We start from the raw sequence: 13,691 nt of genomic DNA on the forward strand, positions 1-13,691 counted from the left end.
CTAACTGATACTAATTGCTCGTGAGGCTTGACCCTATAACTTTGATGACGTTGATCATCAAGGTGGTTATGCCAAGTAAGGCGCAGTCAAAATACAAAGCTGATTACAGACTCTATGAATTCGTTGTGTTGCTCCGTGAGCAGCATGACAACAAGTTATGCCTGATGACCATAGCAAGTTGGTACCACTCCTTCCCATCCCGAACAGGACAGTGAAACGACTTTGCGCCGATGATAGTGCGGGTTCCCGTGTGAAAGTAGGTCATCGTCAGGCTCTTACAGCCCAAGAAACCCCGTAGCCCAAAGCTACGGGGTTTTTTGCATTGGGCCGCAGGAAACGGGGAAACAGGCAGAGCAGCCAAAATGGACATCCCAAAAAAAGAGAGCGCTAACGCGCTCTCTTTTTTCATTCTGAATGCGCAATGCTTCAGAGCGGCAGGCATTCACCCTGTACAAAGACCTTGAGTTCGCCCGACTGGATTGATGTCCAGGTTTCATTCTTGGTCAACGGTGCAGTGACGATGATGGCCACACGGTCCTGTGGTGTGGTCTCTCGGGCGAAGTCCACGGTAAGGTCCTCATCCGACAGATGGGCCTGGGCAAAGGGGTGGCGACGTTCGATGTAGCACAGGTGTGTGGTGGCATGGGCCCACAGCGCCTCTCCGTTGGACAGCAGGAAGTTGAAGGTACCGTGCGGCGAGATGCGCCTGGCCAGTTCGCGCAGCGTATGCGTGAGTTCCTGCACACTGGGCAGGCCGGCATGGGATTTCCAGAGCTCCTGAAGAATCCAGCAGAAGGCCTGCTCGCTGTCGGTGTTGCCTACTGGATGGAAGTGGGCATGGAGTTTGGGAGCGAAGCCCTTGAGATCTCCGTTGTGGGCAAAGACCCAGTTGCGGCCCCACAGTTCACGCACGAAGGGGTGGCAGTTCTGCAGGCTTACCGCACCCTGCGTGGCCTTGCGGATGTGGGCGATGACGTTGCGGCTCTTGATCGGATACTCGCGTATCAGCTTGGCGATGGGCGAGTCGATGGCGCGCTCATAGCCGACGAAGTGGCGCAGGCCCTTGTCTTCGAAGAAGGCGATGCCCCAGCCGTCCGTATGGTCGCCCGTATTGCCCGCCCGCTGGGTGAACCCCGAAAAGCTGAAGCGCACGTCGGTGGGCGTGTTGCAGTTCATTCCAAGCAGCTGGCACATGGCGGTATCGTTGTTTGCGTAGTTCAAGCCATAGCCTAACGCCTGGCGCGGCAGCTGCAAGCACAATGCGGTGCAACGGCAAAAAAACGGAACATACCCATGCCCATCCTCTGTCTGCATACGGCGCACAGCAACGCCGTGATCTTCGAACAGGCGGCTGCCGAACTGGGCTGGCCGGCCCACTCAATCGTTCATCAGGTGCATGAGGAACTGCTGTTGGAGGCGGAGGCTGCAGGTTGCATGAATGCGTCGCTTCGGCAGAAAACGGCAGGGCAGCTTGATGCGCTGGCAGATCATGCCGATATCGATGCCGTGCTGCTGACCTGCTCGACCCTGGGCCCGGCCGTGGCGGATTGCCGCAGTGGCAAGGTCTGGCGTGCCGATGGCATGCTGGCCCGCAAGGTGGCCGCTGCCTTGCAAAGTGACCCCGAATCGCGCATTGCACTGCTGTGCGCCGCTCCCACGACGTACGAAGCCACGCGCAATCTGTTCATGGGAGAACTGCAGCAAGGCAACGCAGATCAACGCATGCAGCTGCAGTGTGTTGAAGGGGCCTGGGCTCTTTTTCGCAGTGGTGATGTCGCCGGCTATGTGGCGTGCATGGCCGATGCGGCTGTTCAGGCCCATGCTGCTGGTGCTACCCAGGTGGCCCTGACCCAGGTGTCCATGGACGGCGTTGCCAGGCACTGGAAGCCAGATGCCTCCATGCCTGTGCCCTGGACGGTGGCTGGGAGTGCACTGCAGGCACTCATGGAAATACGGGATTAAAGACCAGGTTTCATGAAAAAAGGCAGCCAAAGCTGCCTTTTGCATGCACTGAGCGAAAAGTCCTCAGCTGCGTTCGGACCAGAGCTTGCCGCCCGTGGCCCAGTTTTCGCGCTTGATATCGGTGATCAGGATGTCCACCGATTCGGGCGAGCCGCCGAGGACTTCGACCGAGACGCGCGTGATCTCTTCGACCAGCTTGCGCTTTTGTTCGACGGTGCGGCCTTCCATCATTTCGACGTGGTACGTGGGCATGTCAATCTCCTCAGGGATCAAGTTCTAGGGGGTTGGGTCGGCGACATCATATCGGCCGACGCGGGCGGTCGAGACTTGTCGGTGCCGAGCGCGCAGGCGGGGCACAGGCAGGCCTTGTTGCGCATGGGCTCCGGAATGCGGGACAGTGCATCGGGTGCCACCGGGGTGTCCATGCACCAGCAGTTCAGCGGATCAACGCCCGCAAGAATGGCGCATTGATTGCTGCGGCCGCACAGCGGACACAGATTCGCATCGGGGGGAGGGGCACTCATCGTGGTTCCGAGTGTAGGCCCATGAAAAAAGCACCTCAGGCAAGCCTGGGTGCTTTTGCAGCCTTGGGCGCCGCCAGATGTCAGGCGGCTGCCTTGACCTTCAGGCGCCAGGCATGCAGCAGGGGCTCGGTGTAGCCACTGGGTTGCTCCTTGCCCTTGAAGACCAGGTCACAGGCAGCCTGGTAGGCCATCGAGGTGTCGAAGTGGCCGGCCATGGGCTTGTACAGCGCATCGCCCGCGTTCTGCTGGTCAACCACGGCGGCCATGCGCTCGAAGGTCTCGCGCACCTGGGCCTCGGTCACGATGCCGTGCTGCAGCCAGTTGGCGATGTGCTGGCTGGAGATGCGCAGCGTGGCGCGGTCTTCCATCAGGCCCACGTTGTGGATGTCGGGCACCTTGGAGCAGCCCACGCCCTGGTCCACCCAGCGCACCACATAGCCGAGGATGCCCTGGACGTTGTTGTCCAGCTCCTGCTGCTTTTCAGCCGCGCTCCACTTGTCTTCCTTGACCACGGGCACCTGCAGCAGGTCGGCCAGGATGGTGGCGCGCTCGGCGTCGGCATTGGTCTGCTCCAGCTGCTTTTGCACTTCGGCCACGTTGACCTGGTGGTAGTGCAGGGCGTGCAGCGTGGCGGCCGTGGGCGAGGGTACCCAGGCGGTATTGGCGCCGGCCTTGGGGTGGCCGATCTTTTGCTCCAGCATGGCCTTCATCAGGTCGGGCATGGCCCACATGCCCTTGCCGATCTGCGCCTTGCCGCGCAGGCCCAGGCCCAGGCCCACGAGCACGTTGCTGCGCTCATAGGCGGCCAGCCAGGCGCTGCCCTTCATGTCGGCCTTGCGGACCATGGGGCCGGCATACATGGCGGTGTGCATTTCGTCGCCCGTGCGGTCCAGGAAGCCGGTGTTGATGAAGGCCACGCGCGATGCGGCAGCGGCAATGCAGGCCTTGAGGTTGACGCTGGTACGGCGCTCCTCGTCCATGATGCCCAGCTTGACGGTGTTCTCGGGCAGGCCCAGGACCTTTTCCACGCGGCCGAACAGCTCGCTGGCGAAGGCGGCTTCCGCGGGGCCGTGCATCTTGGGCTTGACGATGTAGACGCTGCCCGTGCGCGAGTTGCGGATGCCGTTGGCGCCCAGACCCTTGATGTCGTGGACGGCGATGGCCGTGGTGACCATGGCGTCCAGGATGCCCTCGGGAATTTCCTTGCCGTTGCCCCAGAGGATGGCCGGGTTGGTCATCAGGTGGCCGACATTGCGCACGAACATCAGCGAACGGCCATGCAGCTTGACGGGCTTGCCATCGGCGCCCGTGTACTCGCGGTCGGCGTTCAGGCCGCGCGTCATGCTCTTGCCGCCCTTGTCGAAGGTTTCGGTCAGCGTGCCCTTGAGGATGCCCAGCCAGTTGGCATAGCCGACCACCTTGTCCTCGGCATCCACGGCGGCCACGGAGTCTTCCAGGTCCAGGATGGTGGACAGGGCGGCTTCGACCACCACGTCGGCCACGCCGGCGGCATCGGTCTGGCCGATGGCCGTGGTCTTGTCGATGCGGATGTCGATGTGCAGGCCGTTGTTGAGCAGCAGCACGGAAGAGGGCGCCGCAGCATCACCCTGGTAGCCGACGAACTGGGCGGTGTTCTTCAGGCCCGTGGTGCCGCCGCTCTTGAGCGCGACGACCAGCTGGCCAGCTTCCACGCGATAGCCGGCGGCATCCTTGTGCGAGCCCGAGGCCAGCGGGGCCGCCTGGTCCAGGAAATCACGTGCGAAGGCGATCACCTTGGCGCCGCGCACGGGGTTGTAGCCCTTGCCCTTTTCCGCGCCGCCGTCTTCGCCGATGGCATCCGTGCCGTACAGCGCGTCATACAGCGACCCCCAGCGCGCGTTGGCGGCGTTCAGCGCATAGCGGGCGTTGAGAATGGGCACGACCAGCTGGGGGCCGGCCTGGATGGCCAGTTCAGCATCCACATTGGTGGTGGTGGCCTTGGCATCCTTGGGCTGCTCGACCAGATAGCCGATCTGCGTCAGGAACTGCTGGTAGCCGGCCATGTCGGTGATGGGGCCGGGATGGGCCTTGTGCCAGGTGTCCAGCTCGGTCTGCAGGCGGTCACGCTCGGCCAGCAGGGCGGCATTGCGAGGAGCCAGATCGTTGACGATCGCGTCGAAGCCTTTCCAGAACGCCTCGGGAGCGACACCGGTGCCCGGGAGCACTTGTTCATTGATGAAACGGTGCAGCTCTGTAGCGACCTGCAGGCTGTGGGCTTGGGTGCGATCGGTCATGGTGGGAACCCCGGGTTGGATGGATGGAAAGGCTTGGCAGACCCTTTTCGGGCCTGACTATAAGGAATACTTTATTAGATTTATTTGCGTACATAAATAGACCATAAATCTTAAAACTCGTGACTTTTACGCAAAAATGTGGGAAGGTTATGCGCGCGCCAAAACCGGCCGGCTTTGGCGCGCAGCCCTATGCATGGTGCACATGGAGGACAGCCAGTGCCCACTATGCAAAAAGGCGAGTCACAGGAGACGGGTGTGCGGTCGCATGCCCCACAAGAACACGGAAAAGAAACGGACAGCGGTCATGGACAAGCTCAAGGCATTCGAGTCATTCGTATCGGTGGCAACGCGCGGCAGCCTCACGGCAGCGGCCAAGGCGGAAGGCGTGGCGCCGGCCATCATGGGGCGGCGCCTCGATGCCCTGGAAGAGCACCTGGGCGTCAAGCTCATGGTGCGCACCACGCGGCGCATCTCCCTCACGCATGAGGGCAGCGCCTTTCTCGAGGATTGCCAGCGCCTGCTGTCCGATGTGTCCAACGCCGAGGCCAGTGTCAGCGCGGGCGGGGTCAAGGCCACGGGCCACCTGCGCATCACGGCGCCGGCGGGCTTTGGCAGGCGGCACGTGGCGCCCCTGGTGCCGCTCTTTCGGGATCTGCACCCGGATGTGACGATTTCCCTGAACCTCAGCGACCGCGTGGTCGATCTGGCCGGCGAAGGCTTTGACTGCGCGGTGCGCGTGGGCGATCTGCCCGACTCGGCCCTGGTCAGCGTGCGCATTGCCGACAACCGGCGCCAGTGCGTGGCCACGCCTGCCTATCTGGAGCGCCGGGGCACGCCGCGCCACCCCAGCGAGTTGACCCAGCACGACTGCCTGACGCTGTCCAGCGACGCCTCGCAGACGCGTGGCTGGGCCTTTCGCATCCCCCATCCCGACAGCGGCACCAGCGAGGTCGTGCACTTCAAGCCGGGCGGCCCGCTGGACTGCTCCGATGGACAGGTACTGCACGACTGGTGCCTGGGCGGCTGGGGCATCGCCTGGCGCAGCACCTGGGAGGTCGAGGCCGAGATCACCTCGGGCCGCCTGGTGGCCGTGCTCGAAACATTCGCGGCACCGCCCAATGGCATTTTTGTCGTCTTTCCCCAGCGCAAGCACATGCCGCTGCGTGTGCGGCTGTGGATCGACTATCTCAAGCACCATTACGAGCAGCCGGATTTCTGGCGGCGTACCCACGCGGCCTGAGCGGGCCGCCCAGCAAGGAGGAATGAGCATGGCAGTGTCGATAGCGACGAAAGCGGTATCCGCAACGCAGGGCGCGGCCCGAGGACGGCGGCGCTGGATGCGCATGGCGCTGGGAGCCGCCTGCCTGGGCATGGTGGCGGGCTGCGCCGTCCAGGGGCCGGGGCAGGGCCGGCCGGACGGGATGCGGCAGGGCGCGGTGCCTGCCGGCATCGTGAGCGTGACCTTTGACGATCCCTCGCGGTTCGACGCCGGGCGCAACGGACCCCAGGAGTCCGAGAAGGCGCGCCGCGCCTGGGTCGATGCGCTGGCCCAGTTCCTGGCCGAGCGTGCCGCGCCCAGGCTGCCCCAGGGCCAGCGGCTTGAAGTTCACCTCACCGATGTGCAGCGCGCAGGCGGCTTCGAGCCCTGGCGCGGGCCCCAGGCTGCCGATGTGCGCATCGTGCGCGACATCTACCCACCGCGCATCGACCTGCGCTTCAAGCTGCTGGGAGCCGATGGAAAGCTGCTGCGAGAAGGCAGCCGCCAGCTGCGCGACGCCAGCTTCATGATGCGCCCGGACCTGTATCCCAACGATCCCCTGCGCTACGAAAAGACGCTGCTGGACGACTGGGTGCGCGCGGAACTGGGGCGCTGACCGGACCGCAGTGGTCTACCGATTGCCTCGGACATCACGATGGCAGTCCCCGTTTCTGGCGTAATGGACACTTGGCCCAAGAGGCCCAATTTCTATACGGATTCCCCATGACGATAGAAGCCATCCTGGCCAGCCTCCACCTGCTGGCCATCCTCACCTTCGTGGTGTTCCTGTCCAGCCAGGCGGCGCTGTGCCGCAGCGAGTGGATGAACGCCGCCGTGGTGCAGCGCCTGGCGCGGCTGGACATGATCTATGGCCTTGCCGTGGTCTTCCTGGTGCTCACCGGCATCGCCCGTCTGGTGTGGGGCGTCAAGGGCATGTCCTGGTACGTCTCGCAGCCACTGTTTCATCTGAAGATGACTTTGTTTGTCGTCGGCGCGCTGCTGTCGATCAAGCCCACGCTGGCCTTCCGGCGCTGGCGCCGCGCGCTGGATGCCGGCCAGGGCCTGCCCCAGCCGGCCGAGGTCGCCAGCACGCGCCGCTGGGTGATGTGGCAGGCCCATGTGGTGCCCGTGATCGCCGTCGTCGCGGTGTTCTGGGCGCGGGGCATGTAGGCTCCGTTTTCCTGTCCGGCGGCATGGGGTGGGCCTGCCACGTAGAATCCGCCGATGCTCTCCGTCAAACAGGAACTGCTCGCGGCTCTGGCCGGCGAGCTTGAAACTTTGTCGCCCGGCGCCGGTGCCCGTGCCGCTTTTGAATCCCCCAAGGTGGCTGCCCATGGCGATTTCGCCTGCACGGCCGCCATGCAGCTGGCCAAGCCGCTCAAGCTCAACCCGCGTTCGCTGGGCGAGCAGCTCAAGGCTGCGCTGGAGGCCACGCCGTCCTTCCAGCGTTGGGTCGATGCCATCGAGATCGCCGGCCCCGGCTTTCTGAACATCCGCCTCAAGCCCGCCGCCAAGCAGCAAATCATCCGCGAAGTGCTGGAGCAGGCCGAGAAGTTCGGCTGGCTGGCCGACCGTGGCGCAAAGATGCTGGTCGAGTTCGTCTCCGCCAACCCCACCGGCCCGCTGCACGTGGGCCATGGCCGCCAGGCCGCGCTGGGCGATGCCATCTGCAACCTCTATGCCACGCAGGGCTGGGGCGTGCACCGCGAGTTCTACTACAACGACGCGGGCGTGCAGATCGACACGCTGACCAAGAGCACGCAGCTGCGTGCCAAGGGCTTCAAGCCCGGTGACGAATGCTGGCCCATCGATCCCGAGAATCCGGCAAGCAAGGCCTTCTACAACGGCTCCTACATCCAGGACATCGCCGACGACTTCCTGGCCCGCAAGACCGTCAAGGCCGATGACCGCGAATTCACGGCCAACGGCGATGTCGAGGACTACGACAACATCCGCCAGTTCGCCGTCGCCTATCTGCGCAACGAGCAGGACAAGGACCTGCAGGCCTTCAACCTGCACTTTGACGAGTACTACCTCGAATCCAGCCTCTACACCAACGGCTATGTCGAGGACGCGGTGCAGCGCCTGATCGCGGGCGGACATACCTACGAACTCGACGGCGCGCTCTGGCTCAAGTCCACCGACTACGGTGACGACAAGGACCGCGTGATGCGCAAGCAGGACGGCAACTACACGTACTTCGTGCCCGATGTCGCCTACCACATCCAGAAATTCAAGCGCGGCTACTCCAAGGTCGTCAACATCCAGGGCACGGACCACCACGGCACCATCGCGCGCGTGCGCGCCGGCCTGCAGGCCGCCGACGTGGGCATCCCTGCCGGCTATCCCGACTATGTGCTGCACACCATGGTGCGCGTGGTGCGCGGCGGCGAGGAAGTCAAGATCAGCAAGCGCGCCGGCTCCTACGTCACGCTGCGCGACCTGATCGAGTGGACCAGCAAGGACGCGGTGCGTTTCTTCCTGCTGTCCCGCAAGCCCGACACCGAGTACACCTTCGACGTGGACCTGGCCGTGGCCCAGAACAACGACAACCCCGTGTACTACGTGCAGTACGCCCATGCGCGCATCTGCTCGGTGCTGGCCGCCTGGGGTGGTGACGCGGCCACGCTCAAGGACGTGGACCTGTCGGCGCTGGAAGGCCCGCAGGCCCAGGCGCTGATGCTGCAGCTGGCCAAGTACCCGGCCATGCTGACCTCGGCCGCAGAAGGCAATGCGCCGCACGACGTGACGTTCTACCTGCGCGAACTGGCCTCGCTGTACCACAGCTACTACGACGCGGAACGCATCCTGGTGGACGACGAAAAGGTCAAGCTCGCCCGCCTGGCGCTGATCTCGGCCACGCGCCAGGTATTGCACAATGGCCTGGCAGTGCTGGGCGTCTCGGCCCCGCAACGCATGTAACTTCGAGCGACAAGCGATCTATGAAGACACAGCAACGTGGGGGCACCGTCATCGGTCTCATCATCGGCATGATCGTCGGGCTGGCAGCAGCCCTGGCCGTCGCCGTCTATGTGACCAAGGTGCCCGTGCCCTTTCTCTCCAAGGGCGGCAAGACGGCCGACCAGGACGCGGCCGAGGCCCAGCGCAACAAGAACTGGGACCCCAACGCGCCGCTGCAGGGCAAGAACCCGGCGCCGCCACCACCGGCCGCCGTCACGCCCAGCCTCCCCGGCAGCACCGCACCAACCGCCCCCACCCCGCCCGCCGTGGCAGGAGGCGTGACTCCGCCACCCGCGCCCGTGGACCCGGCCAAGCCGCCCGCCAAGCCCGAAACCAAGGCCGATGGCAAGAGCTCGGCCGATCCGCTGGGTGACCTGGTCAAGTCGCGCTCCGCCGCCGCCGAGAAGGCGGAAAAGGCAGAAAAGGCCGACGCCGCCTTCAACTACTTCGTGCAGGCCGGCGCCTTCCGCAGCCAGGGCGATGCCGATGCGCAGCGCGCCAAGCTGGCCATGCTGGGTTGGGAGGCGCGCGTGAGCGAGCGCGAGCAAAACGGCATCACCATCTTCCGCGTGCGTGTGGGTCCGTTCACCAAGCGCGACGATGCCGAGCAGCTCAAGCAAAAGCTCGATGGCGCCGGGGTCGAGTCCACGCTGGTGCGCGCCGCACGCTGAAAGCGCGTTGCAACAAGAGCGCTGAACTTTTGGCGGGCCCCTGCCTCCTAACCTGCAGCATTGAACGAGGAGTTTGTTTTGATGAATCGCCGCGACTTTTCCCTGGCTGCCTCGGCAGCCGCTGCCAGCGCACTGACGCTGGGCACTTCCGCCGCCCAGGCCCAGGCCGCAGCGCCCAAGGAGGGCAAGGACTACATCAAGCTGGCCAAGCCCGCACCCACCAGCGCCGGCGCCGGCAAGGTCGAGGTGGTCGAGTTCTTCTGGTACAGCTGCCCGCACTGCAATGCGTTCGAGCCCACCTTTGCCGCCTGGAAGAACCAGGCGCCGGCCGACGTGGTCGTGCACCGCGTGCCCGTGGCTTTCAACGCCACTTTCGTGCCCCAGCAAAAGCTCTACTACGCCTTCGAAGGCATGAACCTGCTGGACACCATGCATGCGCGCGCCTTCCACGCCATCCATGTGGAGCGCAACCGCCTGGCCAAGGACGAGGACATCTTCGCCTGGGTCGGCAAGCAGGGCGTGGACGTGGCCAAGTTCAAGGAGGTCTACAACTCCTTCAGCGTCTCCAACCAGGTTCGCAAGGCCACCCAGCTGCAGCAGGACTATGACGTGGAAGGCGTGCCGGCCATGGGCGTGGCGGGCCGTTACTACACCGACGGCACCAAGGCCGGCAACATGACCAATGTGCTGCGCGTGGTCGATCAGCTGATCGCCACCAGCCGCAAGGGCTGAGGCCCGGGCCTCGGCCCAGCCAAGCCGCGACAGGCCCGCCATTGTGCGGGCCTGTCGCTTTTGGAAACCTCTTTTTGTGCCTTTGTGTCAGCGCTTTCCGTGCCCGTTGAAAGACGCCAGGAACGGTTGCGCGCGACACCCCCTACAATGGATGCAAGAAGCGTGCCCTCCATGAAACAACGACTTTCCTCCCTCCTGCTCGCCGCCGCCCTGGCGGCTTTCGCCGGTATGGCCCAGGCCGAAAAGGCCGACAGCACCAAGCCCATGAACATCGAGGCTGATGCGCTGCGCCATGACGAACTCAAGCAGACCAGCGTCTTCACTGGCAACGTGGTGATGACCAAGGGCACCATCGTGCTGCGCGGCGCCCAGCTCGATGTGCGGCAAGACCCTGAAGGCTTTCAGTACGGCGTGGTGACGGCCGAGGCGGGCAAGCGTGCCTTCTTCCGCCAAAAGCGCGATACCGTGCCGGGCCAGCCCGAGGAATTCGTGGAAGGCGAGGGCGAGGTCATCGAATACGACGGCAAGGCCGACCTCGTGAAGTTCATCCGCCGTGGCGAACTGCGCCGCTATCGCGGCGGCCAGCTCAGCGACGAGATCACCGGCTCCATCATCGTCTACAACAACCTCACCGACGTGTTCACCGTTGACGGGCAAAAGACCAGCGGTGGCCAGCCCAGCTCCACGGCCGGCCAGGGCGGGCGCGTGCGCGCCGTGCTGGCGCCCAAGGAAGGCACGCCGGGCTCGCAGCCGCGCGCCCCCGCAGCGGGCACGCCGGGCACGTCCCTGCAGCCCAGCAACAGCCTGGACAGCCTCGGCGGTACCAAGCGATGAGCGGGCAAGCCGCAGCCCCGGCTGCCACTGCACGCGCCGACCAGGGCAGCAGCCTGCAGGCACGCCATCTGGCCAAGTCCTACGGCAGCCGCAAGGTGGTCAAGGACGTGTCGCTTTCCGTGAAAAAGGGCGAGGTCGTGGGTCTGCTGGGACCCAACGGCGCGGGCAAGACCACCTCGTTCTACATGATCGTGGGCCTGGTGCGCAGCGACGGCGGCGACATCTTCATCGACGGCCAGGCCGTGGGCAACATGCCCATCCACCAGCGCTCGCGCCTGGGCCTGTCCTACCTGCCGCAAGAGGCATCGATCTTCCGCAAGCTCAGCGTCGAGGACAACGTGCGCGCCGTGCTGGAGCTGCAAAGGGACGAGCAGGGCCGGCCGCTGGCGCGCAGCGTCATCGAGGAGCGCCTGACGGCGCTGCTGCAGGAATTGCGCGTGGACCATCTGCGCGCATCGCCTGCGCTGGCGCTGTCGGGCGGCGAACGCCGCCGCGTCGAGATCGCGCGCGCCCTGGCCACGCAGCCGCGCTTCATCCTGCTGGACGAGCCCTTTGCCGGCATCGACCCCATCGCCGTGATCGAGATCCAGCGCATCATCGGCTTTCTCAAGGCGCGCGGCATCGGCGTGCTGATCACCGACCACAACGTGCGCGAGACGCTGGGCATCTGCGACCATGCCTTCATCATCAGCGACGGCCACGTGCTCGCCCAGGGCACACCCGAGGAGATCGTGGACAACGCCGAAGTGCGGCGTGTCTACCTCGGCGAACACTTCCGGATGTAGCGCCATGCCCTGCCTGGCCCGTCTGCGAGACTGTCTGCGCGAAGGAGCTGCCGCTTGAAGCCCGGTCTGTCGCTGCGCGTCTCCCAGCATCTTTCGCTCACTCCCCAGCTGCAGCAGTCGATACAGCTGCTGCAGCTGTCCACGCTGGAGCTGGCGCAGGAAGTGGAGCAGATGCTGGGCGACAACCCCTTCCTGGAGCTGGCGAACGAGGAGGGCGATCACGATGCGGCTGCCGGCACCCGCGAGCCTGCCGCGCCCGGCGCCGAGGCCACGGAGTCCTTCCAGGAAAGCCGCGCAGACCAGCCTTCGGCGGCGGTGGAGTGGGAGCCCTCGTCGGACGCATCCTCCGGCGATGCCGTGGAGACTTCCGGCACGGCCGAGTCCCTGAGCTGGGAAGGCGACGGCCAGACCACCTCGGGCAACGATGACCGCGACTGGGGCAGCGATGCGCCCTCCAGCCGCACGCGCGGGCAGGGCGAGGAAGACGAGGCCGATGCCACCGAACTGGCACGCAGCGCCGAAAGCCTGACCGACCACCTGCACCGCCAGGCCCTGAGCCTGCGCCTGGGCGAGGTGGACCGCGCCGCACTGCGCTTTCTGATCGAGAACCTCAACGACGACGGCTACCTGGAAGACCCGCTCGACGAGCTGGCACAGGGCCTGGCGGGCGACGATCTGGAGGAGTGCGAGGAACTGGTGCACCGCTTCACCGTGGCGCTGCGCCTGCTGCAAAGCCTGGAGCCCGTGGGCGTGGGCGCGCGCGACCTGGCCGAATGCCTGACGCTGCAACTGCGCGACCAGCTGGCCGATGCCGAGCGCGAAGGCAACGGCAGTGCCGAGGACGAAGACCGCCAGGCCGTGCTGCGCACCGCGCTGGACATCTGCGCCCAGCCCATGGACCTGCTGGCGCGGCGAGACCTGCGCAAGCTCGCCAGCCTGTGCGGTGCGCGCGAGGAGCGGCTGCGCGAGGCGCTGGTGCTGATCACCCGGCTGGAGCCACGCCCGGGCCGGCGCTTTGCCGACGTGCAGCGCCAGATCGTCGTGCCCGACGTCATCGTGCGCCCCGTGCGCAGCGGCGCGGGCCGCATGGACTTCAGCGTGCAGCTCAACCCCGACGTCATGCCCAAGCTGCGCGTGCACGACATCTATGCCAGCGCGCTGCGCAGCCACAGGGGCAGCGAAGGCCATGCAGCGCTGCAGCAGCGGCTGCAGGAGGCGCGCTGGTTCATCAAGAACATCCAGCAGCGCTTCGACACCATCCTGCGCGTGTCGCAGGCCATCGTGGAGCGCCAGAAGAATTTCTTCGTGCATGGCGAGCTGGCCATGCGCCCGCTGGTGCTGCGCGACATTGCCGATGCGCTGGGCCTGCATGAATCCACCATCAGCCGCGTGACCACGGCCAAGTACATGGCCACGCCGCAGGGCACCTACGAACTCAAGTACTTCTTCGGCTCGGGCCTGGGCACCGAGGCCGGTGGCAATGCCTCCAGCACGGCCGTGCGCGCGCTGATCAAGCAGTTCGTCGCGGCCGAAGACCCCAAGAAGCCGCTGTCGGACAACCAGCTCGCCGACATGCTCAAGGAGCAGGGCATCGAATGCGCGCGGCGCACGGTGGCCAAGTACCGCGAGCTACTCAAGATCCCGCCGACCACGCTGCGCAAGGCGCTGTAGCCCAGGCGCGCAAACTCGCC

At 65.3% G+C, this 13,691-nt stretch carries 14 protein-coding genes and 1 rRNA gene; 11 read left to right on the top strand and 4 right to left on the bottom strand.

Translation table 11 applies throughout. From position 1 onward, the window contains the following. Window positions 1-160: 160 nt before the first annotated feature. Window positions 161-273: ribosomal RNA gene (gene rrf / locus IAE24_RS06305) — 5S ribosomal RNA — on the top strand. Window positions 274-426: 153 nt separating this feature from the next. On the opposite strand, the gene IAE24_RS06310 is transcribed toward rrf, so the two are convergent. Continuing rightward, a complete protein-coding gene (locus IAE24_RS06310) occupies window positions 427-1,194 on the bottom strand; it encodes a class II glutamine amidotransferase (RefSeq protein ID WP_012202593.1) in 768 nt (255 codons plus the stop codon). A 99-nt stretch (window positions 1,195-1,293) separates the two neighbouring features. Here IAE24_RS06310 and IAE24_RS06315 point away from each other — a divergent pair, with 99 nt between their 5' ends. Further along, on the top strand, window positions 1,294-1,962 hold the full coding sequence (locus tag IAE24_RS06315; RefSeq protein ID WP_199960489.1) for a hypothetical protein: 669 nt from the start codon (window positions 1,294-1,296) through the stop codon (window positions 1,960-1,962). Between the two features lie 63 nt (window positions 1,963-2,025). On the opposite strand, the gene IAE24_RS06320 is transcribed toward IAE24_RS06315, so the two are convergent. The 3 genes from IAE24_RS06320 to IAE24_RS06330 all read right to left on the bottom strand — a co-directional run bounded on the left by IAE24_RS06320 (window position 2,026) and on the right by IAE24_RS06330 (window position 4,759). Beyond that, window positions 2,026-2,214 carry a 4-oxalocrotonate tautomerase gene (locus IAE24_RS06320; protein WP_012202595.1) on the bottom strand — a complete coding sequence of 63 codons (189 nt, stop codon included), beginning with the start codon at window positions 2,212-2,214 and terminating at the stop codon, window positions 2,026-2,028. A 17-nt stretch (window positions 2,215-2,231) separates the two neighbouring features. Continuing rightward, entirely contained in the window at window positions 2,232-2,486 is a 255-nt protein-coding gene (locus IAE24_RS06325) for a cysteine-rich CWC family protein (protein WP_199960488.1), read from the bottom strand. 80 nt (window positions 2,487-2,566) lie between these two features. Further along, complete coding sequence (locus IAE24_RS06330) at window positions 2,567-4,759, bottom strand: malate synthase G (protein WP_012202597.1); 2,193 nt, start codon at window positions 4,757-4,759, stop codon at window positions 2,567-2,569. Between the two features lie 304 nt (window positions 4,760-5,063). Between IAE24_RS06330 and IAE24_RS06335 the strand changes: the two genes are divergently transcribed. The 9 genes from IAE24_RS06335 to IAE24_RS06375 all read left to right on the top strand — a co-directional run bounded on the left by IAE24_RS06335 (window position 5,064) and on the right by IAE24_RS06375 (window position 13,671). After that, window positions 5,064-5,999 (top strand): LysR family transcriptional regulator, encoded by a 936-nt coding sequence (locus tag IAE24_RS06335; RefSeq protein WP_013804758.1) that lies wholly within the window; start codon window positions 5,064-5,066, stop codon window positions 5,997-5,999. A 28-nt stretch (window positions 6,000-6,027) separates the two neighbouring features. Continuing rightward, window positions 6,028-6,633 carry a DUF3016 domain-containing protein gene (locus IAE24_RS06340; protein WP_013804757.1) on the top strand — a complete coding sequence of 202 codons (606 nt, stop codon included), beginning with the start codon at window positions 6,028-6,030 and terminating at the stop codon, window positions 6,631-6,633. Between the two features lie 107 nt (window positions 6,634-6,740). Next, window positions 6,741-7,187: a DUF2214 family protein gene (locus IAE24_RS06345; RefSeq protein ID WP_012202600.1), complete on the top strand. Its 447-nt coding sequence runs from the start codon at window positions 6,741-6,743 to the stop codon at window positions 7,185-7,187. 54 nt (window positions 7,188-7,241) lie between these two features. Further along, entirely contained in the window at window positions 7,242-8,939 is a 1,698-nt protein-coding gene (argS, locus tag IAE24_RS06350) for an arginine--tRNA ligase (RefSeq protein ID WP_043825927.1), read from the top strand. Window positions 8,940-8,959: 20 nt separating this feature from the next. Beyond that, window positions 8,960-9,649 carry an SPOR domain-containing protein gene (locus IAE24_RS06355; protein WP_012202602.1) on the top strand — a complete coding sequence of 230 codons (690 nt, stop codon included), beginning with the start codon at window positions 8,960-8,962 and terminating at the stop codon, window positions 9,647-9,649. Between the two features lie 81 nt (window positions 9,650-9,730). Further along, window positions 9,731-10,381 carry a thiol:disulfide interchange protein DsbA/DsbL gene (locus IAE24_RS06360; protein WP_180318402.1) on the top strand — a complete coding sequence of 217 codons (651 nt, stop codon included), beginning with the start codon at window positions 9,731-9,733 and terminating at the stop codon, window positions 10,379-10,381. Window positions 10,382-10,552: 171 nt separating this feature from the next. Next, the gene (gene lptA / locus IAE24_RS06365) at window positions 10,553-11,215 is read left to right on the top strand and encodes a lipopolysaccharide transport periplasmic protein LptA (protein WP_013804753.1); all 663 of its coding nucleotides are present in this window, start codon (window positions 10,553-10,555) and stop codon (window positions 11,213-11,215) included. Further along, complete coding sequence (lptB, locus tag IAE24_RS06370) at window positions 11,212-12,000, top strand: LPS export ABC transporter ATP-binding protein (protein ID WP_012202605.1); 789 nt, start codon at window positions 11,212-11,214, stop codon at window positions 11,998-12,000. The genes lptA and lptB overlap by 4 nt, the downstream gene beginning before the upstream one ends. Window positions 12,001-12,054: 54 nt before the next feature. Further along, on the top strand, window positions 12,055-13,671 hold the full coding sequence (locus tag IAE24_RS06375) for an RNA polymerase factor sigma-54 (RefSeq protein WP_199960487.1): 1,617 nt from the start codon (window positions 12,055-12,057) through the stop codon (window positions 13,669-13,671). Window positions 13,672-13,691: the final 20 nt, after the last annotated feature.

It is taken from the genome of Delftia sp. S65 (assembly GCF_016516495.1).
In the GTDB taxonomy this organism is placed as follows: domain Bacteria; phylum Pseudomonadota; class Gammaproteobacteria; order Burkholderiales; family Burkholderiaceae_C; genus Comamonas; species Comamonas acidovorans.

Coding starts and splice junctions, on each gene's coding strand:
- IAE24_RS06310 (WP_012202593.1), bottom strand. CDS start 1,194: ATGTGCCAGCTGCTTGGAATGAACTGCAACACGCCCACCGACGTGCGC.
- IAE24_RS06315 (WP_199960489.1), top strand. CDS start 1,294: ATGCCCATCCTCTGTCTGCATACGGCGCACAGCAACGCCGTGATCTTC.
- IAE24_RS06320 (WP_012202595.1), bottom strand. CDS start 2,214: ATGCCCACGTACCACGTCGAAATGATGGAAGGCCGCACCGTCGAACAA.
- IAE24_RS06325 (WP_199960488.1), bottom strand. CDS start 2,486: ATGAGTGCCCCTCCCCCCGATGCGAATCTGTGTCCGCTGTGCGGCCGC.
- IAE24_RS06330 (WP_012202597.1), bottom strand. CDS start 4,759: ATGACCGATCGCACCCAAGCCCACAGCCTGCAGGTCGCTACAGAGCTG.
- IAE24_RS06335 (WP_013804758.1), top strand. CDS start 5,064: ATGGACAAGCTCAAGGCATTCGAGTCATTCGTATCGGTGGCAACGCGC.
- IAE24_RS06340 (WP_013804757.1), top strand. CDS start 6,028: ATGGCAGTGTCGATAGCGACGAAAGCGGTATCCGCAACGCAGGGCGCG.
- IAE24_RS06345 (WP_012202600.1), top strand. CDS start 6,741: ATGACGATAGAAGCCATCCTGGCCAGCCTCCACCTGCTGGCCATCCTC.
- argS (WP_043825927.1), top strand. CDS start 7,242: ATGCTCTCCGTCAAACAGGAACTGCTCGCGGCTCTGGCCGGCGAGCTT.
- IAE24_RS06355 (WP_012202602.1), top strand. CDS start 8,960: ATGAAGACACAGCAACGTGGGGGCACCGTCATCGGTCTCATCATCGGC.
- IAE24_RS06360 (WP_180318402.1), top strand. CDS start 9,731: ATGAATCGCCGCGACTTTTCCCTGGCTGCCTCGGCAGCCGCTGCCAGC.
- lptA (WP_013804753.1), top strand. CDS start 10,553: ATGAAACAACGACTTTCCTCCCTCCTGCTCGCCGCCGCCCTGGCGGCT.
- lptB (WP_012202605.1), top strand. CDS start 11,212: ATGAGCGGGCAAGCCGCAGCCCCGGCTGCCACTGCACGCGCCGACCAG.